Raw genomic sequence first — 15,234 nt, forward strand, 5'->3', positions numbered from 1 at the left:
AGATGAAAACATTCCCGGCAGATTTTTTATGGGGCGGCGCGACCGCGGCGAATCAGGTGGAAGGGGCTTACCTGGAAGATGGCAAAGGGTTATCCACCTCTGATGTGCAGCCGCACGGCGTCTTCGGCGAAGTGGTCGAGCGCGTACCCGGCGACAGCGGGATTAAGGATGTGGCGATCGATTTTTACCATCGTTACCCGGAAGATATTGCCCTGTTTGCCGAGATGGGCTTTAACTGCCTGCGGGTGTCCATCGCCTGGACCCGTATCTACCCCAACGGCGATGACGCCGAGCCGAACGAAGCCGGCCTTGCCTTCTACGACAAGTTGTTCGACGAGATGGCGAAGCACAACATCACCCCGCTGGTGACTCTGTCGCATTATGAAATGCCGTGGGCGCTGGTGAAAAACTACGGCGGCTGGGGTAGCCGGGAGGTGATTGGCTTCTTTGAGCGCTACGCCCGGACGGTGTTCAGCCGTTATAAAAACAGGGTCAAACTGTGGCTGACCTTTAACGAAATCAATATGTCGCTGCATGCCCCGATGACCGGCGTCGGCCTGCCGGCCGGCAGCAGCAAAGGCGAGGTGTATCAGGCCATTCACCACCAGCTGGTGGCCAGCGCCCTGGCGGTCAAAGCCTGTCACGAGCTGGTGCCCGAGGGCAAAATCGGCAATATGCTGCTCGGCGGACTGATGTATCCCCTGAGCTGCAAACCGGAAGATGTGTTCGAGACGCTGCAGGAGAACCGCAGCTGGCAGTTCTTCGGCGACGTGCAGGCGCGCGGGGCGTACCCGGGCTATATGCAGCGCTTTTTCCGCGACAACGGCATCACGCTCGACATCACCGAGGCCGATCGCGACACGCTGAAAACCACCGTCGATTTTATCTCCTTCAGCTACTACATGACCGGGTGCGTCACCGCCGATGAGGCGCTGAACCAGCAGGCGCGCGGCAATATTCTCAGCATGGTGCCGAACCCGCACCTGGCGAGCTCGGAGTGGGGCTGGCAGATAGACCCCCTGGGCCTGCGTACGCTGCTGAACGTGTTGTGGGATCGCTATCAGAAGCCGCTGTTTATCGTGGAAAACGGTCTGGGCGCCAAAGATAAGGTGGAAGCCGACGGCAGCATTAACGATGACTACCGCATCAGCTACCTGAACGACCATCTGGTGCAGGCGCGGGAGGCCATTGACGATGGCGTTGAGCTGATGGGCTTTACCAGCTGGGGACCGATTGACCTGGTGAGCGCCTCGAAGGCGGAGCTGTCGAAGCGCTACGGCTTTATCTATGTCGACCGCCATGATGACGGCACCGGCACCCTGGCGCGCAGTAAGAAGAAGAGCTTTGACTGGTATAAAGAAGTGATTGCCAGCCGCGGCGCCAGCCTGAAAGCGTAACGCTTCTCCGCCCGGCCATCGTCGGGCGGGGGATTAAGCCGGTTTACGCGCGCGCAGTAAAAAGATCATCGGCCGCTCTTTCTCTTCCTCCAGGGCGGGCTGTTGAGCAATCTGTTCGGCGCCTGGTCCCCACTCATCCAGCTGCTCCAGCACAAAACCGGCGGCGATAAGCGCGTTTATCCAGCTCGAGAGTTTGCGGTGCTGTTTAATGACGCCCTCGGCAAACCAGTTGCTGACGCGCTCCCCCTCCTGCTGATAGTGGCTGACCGGCCAGCTCTTTTGCCCCTGTTCATTCACCTGCCATCCCTGCTGCAGCGGCGCGGTATAGATGGGATGTTCGGCAGAAAAGACCAGTATACCGCCAGGGACCAGCGCCTGCTGCAGGGTGGAGAAGAGCGGGGCGATGTCGGGTAAATAATGCAGGGCCAGCGAGCTGTAGATCAGATCGCAGCTGTTGGCGGGCAGCGTCAGGGTTTGCAGATCGGCGCAGCGGTAGTCAATCTCATCCCCGCGGGTCATTTCCCGTGCCTGCGCCAGCATACGCCGGGAGATATCAAACCCCATTATCTGGCTGGCTCCCTGCTGCTGCGCCCAGCGGCAAAACCAGCCGTAGCCGCAGCCGAGATCCACCACCCGCAAACCGGCTAGCGGCGGCAGCATTGCCTGTAGCGATGGCCACTCCGGTGCGCCATCCAGCCCTTTCACCGAACGATCGAGGGTTGCATAGCCGGCGAAGAAGTGCGGATCGTCATAAATATTCTGGCTCATATTCATCCCTTGAATTGATAAGTTTGTTTATTTTTAGCAAACTAATAATTTAGTCACACGCTTTACTAAACGCGTTTAATTCAATTAACTTATGATCACTCACCTGATTATATTATCTGACCTGTCTAATGAAATTGAGATTAAATAATAGCGCGCTGGCGGCCTTGCCCCTGGCCATCGCGCTGGTAGGCTGCGCGCCTTCCCATGAGGTTGCTCGTCCGCCGCAGCAGCAAATTCCGGCTTCCCACGTTGCCATGGATCTTCCCGCCGCCGTCAAAAACGGCTGGCCGCAGACCGACTGGTGGAAAGACTACCACGATGCCCAACTGGATAATTTGATTCAGCGCGCGCTCGCCAACGCGCCGGATATGCAGATTGCCGAACAGCGCATCAGGCTTGCCGAAGCGCAGGCCAGAATGTCGCAGGCGAATCTTGGCCCGGAGATGGATTTCTCCGCTGACATCGAACGTCAACGCATGTCGGCCGAAGGTCTGATGGGGCCGTTCGCCACCGACACCGACGGCAATACCGGCCCGTGGTACACCAACGGTACCTTCGGCCTGACCGCCGGCTGGGATCTCGATCTGTGGGGCAAAAACCGTGCGCTGGTGAAAGCCCGCATCGGCGAGCTGAAAGCCCAGGTGGCCGAGCAGGCTCAGACCCGGGAGCTGCTCTCCGGCAGCGTGGCGCGCCTGTACTGGCAGTGGCAGACGGAAGCGGCGATCAAAGCGGTGCTGCAGCAGGTGAAAAACGAGCAAAATAATATCGTGACGGTCGACAAGGCCCTGTATCAGCGCGGGATCACCAACTCCGCCGAAGGGGCGGAAAACGATATTAACGTCAGCAAAACCGACCAGCAGCTAGCGGACGTGGCGGGCACGATGAAAGAGATTGAAGCGCGGCTGATGGCCCTGACCAACAGCCAGAGCCAGTCGCTAAACCTCAAACCCGCCAGCCTGCCGACGGTCAGCGCGCAGCTGCCGGACACCCTTGGCTATGAGCTGCTGGCGCGTCGCCCGGATCTGCAGGTCGCTCACTGGTATATTGAGGCGTCGCTGAGCGAGGTGGACGCGGCGAAGGCGGCGTTTTACCCGGACATCAATCTGATGGCGTTCCTGCAGCAGGATGCCCTGCACTTAAGCGATCTTTTCCGCCATTCGGCGCAGCAGATGGGCGTCACCGCCGGACTGACGCTGCCGATCTTCGACAGCGGTCGCCTCAATGCCAATCTGGATATCGCCAGCGCGCAGAACAGCCTGTCCATCGCCCAGTACAACAAAGCGGTGGTGGACGCCGTCAACCAGGTGGCGAAAACCGCCAGCCAGGTCGAGACGCTGATGGCCAAGAGCCAACAGCAGCAGCAGGTTGAAAAAGACGCCCAGCGGGTAGTGGACCTGGCGCAGGCCCGAATGGCGGCGGGGATCTTGCCCGGCTCCCGGGTCAGTATGGCGAAGCTCCCGGCGCTGCAGGAGCGTATCACCGCCTTGCGCCTGCACGGCCAGTGGATTGACGCCAGCATTCAGCTGACCTCGGCCCTCGGCGGCGGCTACCACCAGGCGGTGAAGTAACCGGCCCCCCGGCGCGTCAGCGGGCGCGCCGCTCAGTCTTTCTTCTTCCCTTCGCGCCGCCTGAACCACCAGTGGGCGGCCACGACCACCACCATCGCGAGGATCAGCCAGATCCAGTGCTTCAGATGGGCGTCGAGGTGGTGCAGCCACGGGCCAACCACCTCGCCGCCAAGATAGCCTATGGTGGTAAACAGCAGAGCCCACACCAGCGCCCCGGCAATATTCAGCGGCAGGAAAATGCGCGGCGGCAGGCGGCTGGCGCCGATCAGCAGGGGGCCGATCACCCGGAAGCCGTACATAAAGCGGGTGCCGATGACAAACAGCCACGGCCGGTGCTGGATCATGCGCTGGGCTTTCCTGATCCGCGCCTTCTGGCTGGCGAAACGGCGCAGAATGCGCCCGCCGAAGCGGCGACCAAGCAGATAGAGCAACTGATCGCCAATCATCCCGCCGAGGGCGACAGCGATCACCACCAGGGGAAACTTCAGTAGCCCCTGATGCGCCGCGACGCCGCCCAGCAGGGTAATGGTCTCACCTTCCGCCATGCTGCCGACGATCAGCGCCGCGTAGCCATACTGGGAAATCAGGTGATTGATATCCATAAACAGCTTATCTCCTTACCTCATCACCTGTTAATCATACACCCTGCAGGCCAAAACGCGTCGACGCAGATTTTTTGTGCTGTACACAAAATAATCTACAGGGTGAATTATACTTGGATCAGTGCAGTACGAAGCCGTGACAAGGGGGACGCTATGAACCATGTCTGGGGGCTCTTCGCTCATCCCAACCGGGAGATGAGCGTGATAAAGAGCGAGAATGAAACCATTTCTCATCACTATACGCACCATGTGCTGTTGATGGCGGCGGTTCCGGTGGTTTGCGCCTTTATCGGCACCACGCAGCTGGGCTGGAACTTCGGCGACGGCACCGTTATTAAACTGTCGATGTGGACCGGGCTGGCGCTGGCTGTCCTGTTTTATGCCGTGATGCTGGCCGGGGTGGCGATCATGGGGCGGGTTATCTGGTGGATGGCCAGGCAATATCCGCAGCAGCCTTCCCTGAAACGCTGCATGGTCTTTGCCGGCTATGTGGCCACGCCGCTGTTCCTGAGCGGGATTGTGGCGCTCTATCCGCTGGTCTGGCTGTGCGCGCTGATCGGTACCGTTGCCCTGTTCTATACCGGTTATCTGCTCTATCTCGGGATCCCGACCTTCCTGAGCATTAACCGGGAAGAGGGGCTCAGTTTCGCCAGCTCGACCCTGGCCATCGGGGTGCTGGTGCTGGAAGTACTGCTGGCGATCACCGTGGTGCTATGGGGGTATGGCTACCGACTGTTCTGATCGGACGAAACGGGTCAATATGCATTGCCGGCAAATATGTATTTTATGTCGGCAATGCAGCATTTCTTCACGATTCTTATTAGGCACAGGGCCTTACGGCGCGGTATGATGGCGTTTGCCAGCGAAGTTGCCCACTTAACCTCGCGGCGTACGTTCCATAACGTGCAAAAATACTTTTCAGAATGCCCATGATGCCGAAATTCCGAGTCTCTTTGCTCAGCCTGACCTTGCTGCTGGCTGTGCCTTTTGCGCCCCAGGCGTTAGCAAAAACCCCGACGGCGGTAACCGCCTCGCAGCCGGACATCGCTTCCGGCAGCGCCATGATCGTCGATCTGGCCACTAAAAAAATCATCTACGCCAGCCAGCCGGATCTGGTGCGCCCGATGGCGTCGATTACCAAGGTGATGACCGCCATGGTGGTACTCGATGCCCATCTGCCGCTGGACGAAATGCTGACGGTGGATATCAGCCATACTCCGGAAATGAAGGGGATTTACTCCCGCGTGCGTCTCAATAGCCAGATCAGCCGCCGCGATATGTTGCTGCTGGCGCTGATGTCTTCCGAGAACCGCGCGGCCGCCAGCCTGGCGCATCACTATCCGGGCGGCTACGACGCCTTTATTCGCGCGATGAACGCCAAAGCGCAGGCGCTGGGTATGACCCATACCCGCTATGTGGAGCCCACCGGTCTGTCGGTGCATAACGTCTCCACCGCCCGCGATCTGACCAAACTGCTGATCGCCAGCGAGCAGTACCCGCTGATTGGCCAGCTGAGCACCACCAAAGAAGAGACCGCCACCTTTGCCCATCCGGCCTACAGCCTGCCGTTCCGCAACACTAACCATCTGGTGTATCGCGACAACTGGAACATCCAGCTGACCAAAACCGGCTTCACCAACGCTGCCGGCCACTGCCTGATTATGCGCACGGTGATTAACCAACGTCCGGTGGCGCTGGTGGTGATGGATGCCTTCGGCAAATATACCCACTTCGCCGACGCCAGCCGTTTGCGGACGTGGATCGAGACGGGGAAGGTGATGCCGGTCCCGGCTTCGGCGCTGAGCTATAAAAAGCAGCGCGAAGCGCAGATGGCGGAGACGATGCTGAAAGGCGGCGCCCAGACCGCGCAGAACGATTAATCTGCATATGCCCCGGATAACGGCGCATTGCGCCTTATTCGGGCTAAAGATGCATTTATATCAAAGGGTTATCATGGCCTGTAGGCCCGGCAAGCGCAGCGCCGCCGGGCGATCGGGCTGGGAGGTTTATACCGCGAGCCGCGGGATGTGACGCCGAATATTACTCCGGCAGCGTCCAGTCGCCGTCACCCAGCGCGCGCTGCATAATCAACGTATCCCGCCAGTCGCCCATCTTATAGCCGACGCTGCGCAGCTGACCTGCCACGGTAAAACCGAACTTTTTATGGATCGCCAGCGAGCCGGCATTGTTATGGCCATCGCCGATGATCGCCAGCATCTGCCGCCATGGGCCTTTCTCGCATTCGGCGATCAGCCGCGACAGCAGCGCGCTGCCGATGCCGCGCCCGCCCATTCCGGATTCCACGTAGATCGATTCTTCGAGGGTGTAGCGATAGGCCGGGCGCGGGCGATAGAAAGTGGCGTAGCAGTAGCCGACGATAGCCCCGCGCCACAGCGCTACCAGCCAGGGCAACCCGTTATCGCGCACGGTCTGGATCCGTTTACGCATTTCGTCAACGGTGGGGGGGATCTCTTCGAAGGAGGCGCGGCCATTGAGCACGTGCCAGACATACAGCGCGGCGATGGCGTGGGCATCGTCGGGCAGCGCTTCACGAATTTCTAAATCACTGTCGAGTAACGGGGCCTCTGCAGGCATGGCGGCGCTCCTGAATCTGCCGGAGAGACATTCTCCGGCGTGCAGCGTAATACAGAAGCGCCAGGCTGAATAGTCCTGCCGCCGATTATTGCGGATCTGTCGGGGAGACTGGCGCCGGGGCCGCTTCACCCCAGTATTTCTGCTTGCTGGTTTTGCCGATCCCCGGGTTCATGCTGTTGGTCGGATCGTTCTGGCGATAGAACTGCTGCAGGCTCTCCGGCGCTTCATACAGATGACCCACGTTATGCTCCGCCGGGTACTGGGCGCCGCGGGCTTTCAGCAACGCCAACATCTGCTCCTTCAGCGCATGGGCGTCGACCCCTTTCTTGACGATGTAATCCTGATGGAATACATGGCACATAAAGTGGCCATAGTAGAGCTTATGCACCAGCTGGCTGTCGATTTCCGGCGGCAGATGTTCGAACCACTCGGTATCGTTGCGGCGCAGGGCGATATCCAGCGCCAGAATATCTTCCACCTCGTCAGCATGCACAGCCTGATAGCGGATCGCCGCGCCCGCGGCGGCAAAGCGATGGAGGAACGCTTTGCTGCCTTCCTCCGGCGTGCAGGCGAAGAACTCCCCCTCGGCCTGTTGGAAGTACGCCGTCAGCCAGCGCTGCGCTTCTTCGATGCCGTCGCCGGCCATCTTCAGCAGCAGATGGTGTTCATATTTGTCGCGCCAGGTTTTCATCCGCTCCGGTAAATGCGCCGGGAAGACGTGGCCGAGCTTCTGCATAAAGCGGTCGGTAAAGTGCGGCTTAAACAGCGACACTTTCTCCAGCATCGCGTCGGTGCGCCCCTTCATGGTGAAGAAGAACGGCATTTTGTCGGTGCCGAGCTTGTCGATCATCAGGAAGGTGTCTTTGCCATACTTCTCGGCGATATCGTAAATATCGCGGTGCATATATTCCCCGGCCACCGGCAGATGCTGGAACTCGGCGAGGATATGGCGGCGGATCTCGGTCAATACCTGCGGCTGATTGGTGCCAATGTAAAACACCTGCTGGCGCTTCTCCGCCGGGAAGGTATCGAGACGCGCGGCGAAAACCGCCAGTTTACCGGCGCAGCCGGAGGATTCGAACAGGCGGTCCGGGTCGGCGTTGTAGCGCGCCGGGGTGTCGGCATCGACATCGCGCACGCGGGTAACATAGTCGTGATCGTGGGCGTGGCGGCCATCATGCAGCACATCGCTATCGCTGATCCGCTCGTCGTCGAGTCGGCTGAGGATCTGCTCCGGCGTACTGCCGAGATCGATGCCCAGATGGTTGACCAGCTTCAGCTTACCGTCGGCGTCAATCTGCGCGAACAGCGACATCTCGGTATAGGCTGGCCCGCGCTGCACCAGGGAGCCGCCGGAATTGTTGCAGATCCCGCCGATCACCGACGCGCCGATGCACGATGAGCCGATCACCGAGTGCGGCTCGCGCCCCAGCGGTTTCAGCGCTTTTTCCAGTGAATAGAGAGTGGTGCCGGGCCAGGCCAGCACCTGCTCGCCTTTGTCCAGCAGATGCAGCTTATCCAGGCGCAGGGTGCTGATAATCACGATCTCGCGATCGTAATCATTGCCGTTGGGGGTGGACCCTTCGGTCAGGCCGGTGTTGGCCGCCTGCATCAAAATGATTTTATCGGCGTCGACGCAGGCGTTGAGCACGCGCCAGAGTTCCAGCAGGGTGCCGGGAAAGACAACCGCCAGCGCTTCGCCCTGGCCGGAGCGGAAGCCTTTGCGGTAGCGCTGGGTTTTTGCCGGGTCGGTCAGCAGATGCGCAGGGCCAACCAGGCGCGCCAGGTCAGCCAGAAACGTTTTATGGGTGTTAGTGGGTGCAGATGACATGTTCCACTCCTTGTGGTGGTGCGCGAAATATCGAGGATAAGCATAGCGCTTTGTATGACAATTTGATGCATGAATGTTTCGCAAAAATCAGAGAAGAACCTTAGCATTCTGCGGGCGCGTTGTTTATATATATGGCAAACTGCGGTTTTTATTATGTTTTACCAAGTCCCCGTCTGAGAAAAAGCGAGATAATAATGAAATGGCTCTGCACTGTAGGCGTCGCCGTGAGTCTGGCGCTGCAACCCGCGCTGGCGGATGAACTGTTTGGTAACCACCCCCTGACCCCGCAGGCGCGGGATGCCTTTGTTACCGACCTGCTGAAAAAAATGACCGTGGACGAGAAAATCGGCCAGCTGCGTCTGATAAGCGTCGGCCCGGATAACCCGAAAGAAGCGATCCGCGAGATGATCAAAGCGGGCCAGGTGGGAGCGATTTTTAACACCGTCACCCGTCCGGATATCCGCGTCATGCAGGATCAGGTGATGCAGCTTAGCCGCCTGAAGATCCCGCTGTTCTTTGCCTACGATGTGCTGCACGGCCAGCGCACTGTCTTCCCGATAAGCCTCGGTCTGGCCTCGTCGTTTAACCTCGACGCGGTGAAAACCGTGGGCCGCGTGTCAGCTTATGAAGCCGCCGATGACGGGCTGAACATGACCTGGGCGCCGATGGTCGACGTCTCCCGCGACCCGCGCTGGGGACGCGCTTCCGAAGGCTTCGGGGAAGACACGTATCTGACCACGATGATGGGCCAGGCGATGGTGGCGTCGATGCAGGGCAAGAGCCCGGCTGACCGCTATTCGGTGATGACCAGCGTCAAGCACTTCGCCGCCTACGGCGCGGTGGAGGGCGGGAAAGAGTACAACACGGTCGACATGAGCCCGCAGCGTCTGTTCAACGACTATATGCCGCCGTATAAAGCCGGACTCGATGCCGGCAGCGGCGCGGTGATGGTGGCCCTGAATTCGCTGAACGGCACCCCGGCGACCGCCGATTCCTGGCTGCTGAAAGATGTCCTGCGCGACCAGTGGGGCTTTAAAGGCATCACGGTTTCCGACCACGGCGCCATCAAAGAGCTGATCAAGCACGGCGTGGCCTCCGACCCGGAAGACGCGGTGCGCGTGGCGCTGAAGTCCGGCATCAACATGAGCATGAGCGACGAGTATTACAGCAAATACCTGCCGGGGCTGGTGAAATCCGGCAAGGTGACCATGGCTGAGCTGGATGACGCCACCCGTCACGTGCTCAACGTCAAATATGACATGGGGCTGTTCAACGATCCGTACAGCCACCTGGGACCAAAAGATTCTGACCCGCAGGACACCAACGCGGAAAGCCGTCTGCATCGTAAAGAGGCGCGCGAAGTGGCCCGCGAGAGCCTGGTGCTGCTGAAAAACCGTCTCGATACGCTGCCGCTGAAAAAATCCGGCACTATCGCGGTGGTGGGCGCGCTGGCGGACAGCAAACGCGACATGATGGGCAGCTGGTCGGCGGCGGGCGTGGCCGATCAGTCGGTGACCGTCCTGACCGGCATCAAAGAAGCGCTGGGCGATAACGGCAAAGTGATTTACGCCAAAGGGGCGAACGTTACCGACGACAAAGGCATTGTCGATTTCCTCAATCTGTATGAGAAAGCAGTGCAGGTTGACCCGCGCTCGCCGCAGGAAATGATCGACGAAGCCGTCGCGGCGGCGAAGCAATCCGACGTGGTGGTCGCCGTAGTGGGCGAGGCGCAGGGGATGGCCCATGAGGCCTCCAGCCGGACCGACATCACCCTGCCGCAGAGCCAGCGCAATCTGATTGCCGCTCTCAAAGCCACCGGCAAACCGCTGGTGCTGGTGCTGATGAACGGCCGTCCGCTGGCGCTGGTGAAAGAGGATCAGCAAGCCGATGCGCTGCTGGAGACCTGGTTTGCCGGCACCGAAGGCGGGCATGCCATCGCCGACGTGCTGTTTGGCGACTATAACCCGTCGGGCAAGCTGCCGATGTCCTTCCCGCGCTCGGTGGGGCAGATCCCAACCTACTACAGCCATCTGAATACCGGTCGGCCGTATAATCCGGAGAAGCCGAACAAGTACACCTCGCGTTACTTCGATGAGGCCAACGGCCCGCTGTACCCGTTTGGCTACGGCCTGAGCTACACCACCTTTAGCGTCTCCGATGTCACCATGTCGTCGGCCACCCTGCCGCGCGACGGCAGCGTGACCGCCAGCGTGCAGGTGACCAACACCGGCAAACGCGAAGGGGCGACGGTCATTCAGCTGTATCTGCAGGACGTCACCGCCTCCATGAGCCGGCCGGTGAAAATGCTGCGCGGCTTTAAAAAGGTCACCCTCAAGCCGGGTGAAACGCAAACCGTCAGCTTCCCGATCGACGTCGACGGGCTGAAGTTCTGGAACCAGCAGATGAAATACGTCGCTGAGCCGGGCAAATTCAATGTCTTTATCGGCGTGGACTCCGCCCGCGTGAAGCAGAGCGAGTTTGAGCTGTTGTAAGGCAGAGCCCTTAAGCCCAGCGTCACACGTTAAAGGCCGATTAATCGGCCTTTTCTTTTTCGTATCGCTGGCAAATGGACTACGCTTTTCTCTTAAGCTTCTGTAAGCGAAGCGCAAAAGAACTGAGGGAAGCGGGATGAAGATGGCGACGAAATGGTCCGGCGCGCTGGCGCTGGCCGCCCTGATAAGTGTGCCGCTGCAGGCGGCGGAGCCGGTGAAGGTCGGCTCGAAAATTGATACCGAAGGGGCGCTGCTGGGCAATATGATCCAGCAGGTGCTGGAAAACCACGGCGTCAAAACGATTAATAAAATCCAGCTCGGCACCACGCCGGTGGTGCGCGGGGCGATTGTCGCCGGCGAGCTGGATATCTACCCGGAGTATACCGGCAATGGCGCTTTCTTCTTTAAAGATGAAAACGACCCGGCATGGAAGAATGCCCGGCAGGGCTATGAGAAGGTGAAACGCCTGGATCAGGAGAAACATCAGCTGGTATGGCTCACCCCGGCGCCGGCTAACAACACCTGGACCATCGCCGTGCGCCAGGAGCTGGCGGAGAAAAATCATCTCACCTCGCTGGCCGACCTCAGCCGCTATCTGCAGCAGGGCGGCGAATTTAAGCTGGCGGCTTCGGCGGAGTTTATTGAACGCCCGGACGCGCTGCCGGCGTTTGAAAAAGCGTATGACTTCAAACTCAACCAGAACCAGCTGCTGTCGCTGGCCGGAGGCGATACGGCGGTGACCATCAAAGCGGCGGCGCAGCAGACCTCCGGCGTCAACGCGGCGATGGCCTACGGCACCGACGGCCCGGTGGCGGCTCTGGGGTTACAGACGCTGAGCGACCCGCAGGGCGTGCAGCCGATTTACGCCCCGACGCCGGTGGTGCGCGAGGCGGTGCTTAAAGCCTACCCGCAGATCGCCGACTGGCTGAAGCCGGTCTTCGCCAGCCTCGATGAAAAGACCCTGCAGCAGCTCAACGCCCGCATCGCGGTGGAAGGCCAGGATGCGAAGCGCGTGGCGGCAGATTATCTGCAGCAGAAAGGCCTGCTGAAGTAAGCCACCGGTGACCATTCGCTGTACTCACCGCGTCGGCCTGCTGCTGACAGGCCTGCTGCTGGTTACGCTGGCGCTGCCGTTTATCGCTTACGCGCCGAATCGCTTACTCTCCGGGGAAGGGCGCGGGCTGTGGCAGGTGATGCCCTGGCTCGCCGGCGTTCAGCTGGCGGCAGCCCTCGCCGGGATCCTGCTCTGCTGGCTGCCGGGCAGGGTTGCGCCGCTTCTCCATCTGCTGCTGGCCGAACTGCTTTTCCCGCTGCTTATCTGGGGCAGCGGCCAGGCGGCGATTGAGCTCTCCCGGCACGGCTCGCCGCTGGCGCGCACCTCGCCCGGCAGCGGTTTGTGGCTGTCGCTGGCGCTCTGCCTGCTGCTGGCCAGCGAGGCCATTCGTCATCTTACCGTCCGGCCGCTGTGGCGCTGGCTGCTCAATGCGCAAGTCTGGCTTCTGCCCATCATCCTGCTCGCCGCCGGGGCGCTCGATCAGCTCTCGCTGCTGAAGGAGTATGCCAACCGCCAGGAGGTGTTTGACGACGCCCTGCGCCAGCATCTGCTTCTGCTGTTTGGCACCCTGCTGCCGGGCCTGATCATTGGCCTGCCGCTGGGGGTATGGCTCTGGCGGCGTCCGCGCTGGCAGGCGCCGGCCTTCACCGTGCTCAATGTGATCCAGACTATCCCGTCGGTGGCGCTGTTCGGCCTGCTGATTGCCCCGCTTGCCGGTCTGGCGCGCTATTTCCCGGCGCTGGGCGAGCTGGGCGTCTCCGGGACCGGCGTGGCGCCGGCCCTGATCGCCCTGACGTTGTATGCGCTGCTGCCGCTGGTGCGCGGGGTGGTGACCGGCCTGCAGCAGGTGCCGCGGGATGCGCTGGAGAGCGCGACGGCGATGGGCATGAGCGCCGGACAGCGCTTTCGTCAGGTACAGCTCCCGCTGGCGATGCCGGTGCTGTTGCGCAGCCTGCGGGTGGTCAGCGTGCAAACCGTCGGCATGGCGGTGGTGGCGGCGCTGATCGGCGCCGGCGGCTTTGGCGCGCTGGTGTTCCAGGGGCTGCTGAGCAGCGCGCTGGATCTGGTGCTGCTCGGGGTCGTGCCGACCATTGCCCTGGCGGTGGTCGTGGATGCCCTGTTCGCCCTGTGGGGCGCCTGGCTGAAAGGAGAGGCCAATGATTGAATTTGAAGGGGTCAGCAAAGCGTTTGCCGGCCACCCGGCGGTGAAGGACCTGACCCTGCAGCTGCGCGAAGGCGCTTTCTCGGTGCTGGTGGGAACCTCCGGCTCGGGCAAGTCGACGACGCTGAAAATGATCAACCGCCTGCTGGAGCCGGACCGGGGCATGATTCGCTTTGCCGGCGAAGACATCCGCCAGCAGCCGCTCCTGACCCTGCGGCGGCGGATGGGCTATGCCATCCAGTCCATCGGCCTGTTTCCCCACTGGACGGTGGCGCAGAATATCGCCACCGTGCCGCAGTTGCAAAAATGGCCGCGGGGGAGGATCGCCGACCGGGTCGACGAGCTGATGGCGCTGCTGGGGCTGGAGGCAACGCTGCGCGACCGCTACCCTCATCAGCTCTCCGGCGGCCAGCAGCAGCGGGTCGGGGTGGCGCGGGCGCTGGCGGCAGACCCGGAGGTACTGCTGATGGATGAGCCCTTCGGCGCCCTCGACCCGGTGACCCGTGAGGCGCTGCAGCAGGAGATGCTGCGCATCCATCGCCTGCTGGGGCGGACGATTGTCCTGGTGACCCATGATATTGATGAAGCGCTGCGTCTCGCGGACCACCTGGTGCTGATGGACGGCGGCGAGGTGGTCCAGCAGGGGGCGCCGCTTGAGATGCTCATGCGGCCAGAGAATCGCTTTGTGCAAACCTTTTTTGGCCGCAGCGAGCTGGGCGTGCGCCTGCTGTCGCTGCGCGAGGTGCGGGACTATCTGCGTCCCGACGAGCGGCTGGCGGGCGAGGGGCTGACCGTCACCATGACCCTGCGGGAAGCGCTGTCGCAGTTTGTCGCCCGGCGCTGCGAAGCGCTGCCGGTGGTGGATGCCGAGGGGCAACCCTGCGGCACGCTGCATTTTGCCGATCTGCTGCGCCAGGAGGCGAGTCATGAAGGCGCTTCGTGAGCCGCTGTGGTGGCTTAGCGCGCTGTTTATCGGCCTGCTGGCGGGGCTGCCCTACAGCGCGCCGCTGTTCAGCCGGCTGTTTCCGGAACTGCCGCGGCCGGTCTACCAGCAGGAGAGCTTCTGGGCGCTCACTGTCGATCACGGCTGGCTGGTGGCGGCGTCCAGCCTTGCGGCGACCGCTGTCGGGCTGGGGGCAGGGGTGGCGGTCACCCGGCCCGCGGGCAGCGCGTTTCGTCCGCTGGTGGAGACCATCGCCGCTATCGGGCAGACCTTTCCGCCGGTGGCGGTGCTGGCGATGGCGGTGCCGGTGCTGGGCTTTGGCTGGCTGCCGGCGCTGATCGCCCTCGCGCTGTATGGCATACTGCCGGTGCTGCAAGGGACTCTGGCCGGTCTGGGGTCGATACCGTCGGGCGTGTCAGAAGTGGCAGAAGGGATGGGCATGACCGGCTGGCAGCGTCTGTGCAAGGTGGAGCTGCCGCTGGCGGCCCCGGTGATCCTGGCGGGGATCCGCACCTCGGTCATCGTCAATATTGGTACCGCGACGATAGCCTCGACGGTGGGGGCCAATACGCTTGGGACGCCGATCATCATCGGCCTGAGCGGGTTTAATACCGCCTATATCGTGCAGGGGGCGCTGCTGGTGGCGCTGGCGGCGATTATTGTCGACCGCGCATTTGAGCGCCTGGCCCGCTGGCTCAGCCGACACCGCCACGTACAATAAAGGAATAGCCGGCCAGCATCACGCCGCTGATCCCGCCGATGGCCATAAGTAAGAAGAGAGTGACGACCGCGATTTTCGCTGGCTTCATAATAGGCTCCTGA

The 15,234-nt window shown here is 61.4% G+C and carries 14 protein-coding genes; 9 read left to right on the forward strand and 5 right to left on the reverse strand.

What is annotated here, in order from left to right:
- Positions 1–2: 2 nt before the first annotated feature.
- Positions 3–1,397: a glycoside hydrolase family 1 protein gene (locus tag AC6CWS_RS01680; RefSeq protein WP_080901711.1), complete on the forward strand. Its 1,395-nt coding sequence runs from the start codon at positions 3–5 to the stop codon at positions 1,395–1,397.
- A gap of 33 nt (positions 1,398–1,430) precedes the next feature.
- Here the strand turns inward: AC6CWS_RS01680 and AC6CWS_RS01685 are convergent, their stop codons facing one another.
- Positions 1,431–2,165, reverse strand: a complete 735-nt coding sequence (locus AC6CWS_RS01685) for a class I SAM-dependent methyltransferase (RefSeq protein ID WP_023290432.1) — start codon at positions 2,163–2,165, stop codon at positions 1,431–1,433.
- Positions 2,166–2,293: 128 nt separating this feature from the next.
- Here AC6CWS_RS01685 and mdtQ point away from each other — a divergent pair, with 128 nt between their 5' ends.
- Entirely contained in the window at positions 2,294–3,733 is a 1,440-nt protein-coding gene (gene mdtQ / locus AC6CWS_RS01690; protein WP_080901712.1) for a multidrug resistance outer membrane protein MdtQ, read from the forward strand.
- A 32-nt stretch (positions 3,734–3,765) separates the two neighbouring features.
- On the opposite strand, the gene AC6CWS_RS01695 is transcribed toward mdtQ, so the two are convergent.
- Positions 3,766–4,335 carry a DedA family protein gene (locus AC6CWS_RS01695; RefSeq protein WP_080901713.1) on the reverse strand — a complete coding sequence of 190 codons (570 nt, stop codon included), beginning with the start codon at positions 4,333–4,335 and terminating at the stop codon, positions 3,766–3,768.
- 153 nt (positions 4,336–4,488) lie between these two features.
- Here AC6CWS_RS01695 and AC6CWS_RS01700 point away from each other — a divergent pair, with 153 nt between their 5' ends.
- Both AC6CWS_RS01700 and pbpG read left to right on the forward strand, forming a co-directional pair.
- Positions 4,489–5,076 (forward strand): Yip1 family protein, encoded by a 588-nt coding sequence (locus AC6CWS_RS01700; RefSeq protein ID WP_023290429.1) that lies wholly within the window; start codon positions 4,489–4,491, stop codon positions 5,074–5,076.
- 188 nt (positions 5,077–5,264) lie between these two features.
- Positions 5,265–6,215, forward strand: coding sequence for a D-alanyl-D-alanine endopeptidase (gene pbpG, locus AC6CWS_RS01705; protein WP_168377440.1), 951 nt, complete (start codon positions 5,265–5,267; stop codon positions 6,213–6,215).
- 160 nt (positions 6,216–6,375) lie between these two features.
- Here the strand turns inward: pbpG and AC6CWS_RS01710 are convergent, their stop codons facing one another.
- Positions 6,376–6,930, reverse strand: coding sequence for a GNAT family N-acetyltransferase (locus tag AC6CWS_RS01710; protein ID WP_002912829.1), 555 nt, complete (start codon positions 6,928–6,930; stop codon positions 6,376–6,378).
- A gap of 85 nt (positions 6,931–7,015) precedes the next feature.
- Entirely contained in the window at positions 7,016–8,761 is a 1,746-nt protein-coding gene (gene dld, locus AC6CWS_RS01715) for a D-lactate dehydrogenase (protein WP_065812292.1), read from the reverse strand.
- Between the two features lie 194 nt (positions 8,762–8,955).
- On the opposite strand from dld, the gene bglX reads away from it, so the two are divergent.
- The 5 genes from bglX to AC6CWS_RS01740 all read left to right on the forward strand — a co-directional run bounded on the left by bglX (position 8,956) and on the right by AC6CWS_RS01740 (position 15,133).
- The gene (gene bglX, locus AC6CWS_RS01720; protein ID WP_080901714.1) at positions 8,956–11,253 is read left to right on the forward strand and encodes a beta-glucosidase BglX; all 2,298 of its coding nucleotides are present in this window, start codon (positions 8,956–8,958) and stop codon (positions 11,251–11,253) included.
- A 136-nt stretch (positions 11,254–11,389) separates the two neighbouring features.
- On the forward strand, positions 11,390–12,307 hold the full coding sequence (gene osmF, locus AC6CWS_RS01725; RefSeq protein WP_023290425.1) for a glycine betaine ABC transporter substrate-binding protein OsmF: 918 nt from the start codon (positions 11,390–11,392) through the stop codon (positions 12,305–12,307).
- Between the two features lie 7 nt (positions 12,308–12,314).
- Complete coding sequence (locus AC6CWS_RS01730) at positions 12,315–13,472, forward strand: ABC transporter permease (protein WP_072422111.1); 1,158 nt, start codon at positions 12,315–12,317, stop codon at positions 13,470–13,472.
- Complete coding sequence (locus AC6CWS_RS01735; protein WP_023290423.1) at positions 13,465–14,412, forward strand: ABC transporter ATP-binding protein; 948 nt, start codon at positions 13,465–13,467, stop codon at positions 14,410–14,412. The genes AC6CWS_RS01730 and AC6CWS_RS01735 overlap by 8 nt, the downstream gene beginning before the upstream one ends.
- On the forward strand, positions 14,396–15,133 hold the full coding sequence (locus AC6CWS_RS01740) for an ABC transporter permease (protein ID WP_080901715.1): 738 nt from the start codon (positions 14,396–14,398) through the stop codon (positions 15,131–15,133). Before AC6CWS_RS01735 ends, AC6CWS_RS01740 begins: the two co-directional genes overlap by 17 nt.
- On the opposite strand, the gene AC6CWS_RS01745 is transcribed toward AC6CWS_RS01740, so the two are convergent.
- Entirely contained in the window at positions 15,108–15,221 is a 114-nt protein-coding gene (locus AC6CWS_RS01745; RefSeq protein ID WP_002912762.1) for a protein YohO, read from the reverse strand. The two genes, AC6CWS_RS01740 and AC6CWS_RS01745, sit on opposite strands and share 26 nt — an antisense overlap.
- Positions 15,222–15,234: the final 13 nt, after the last annotated feature.

It is taken from the genome of Klebsiella sp. M041, assembly GCF_059759695.1.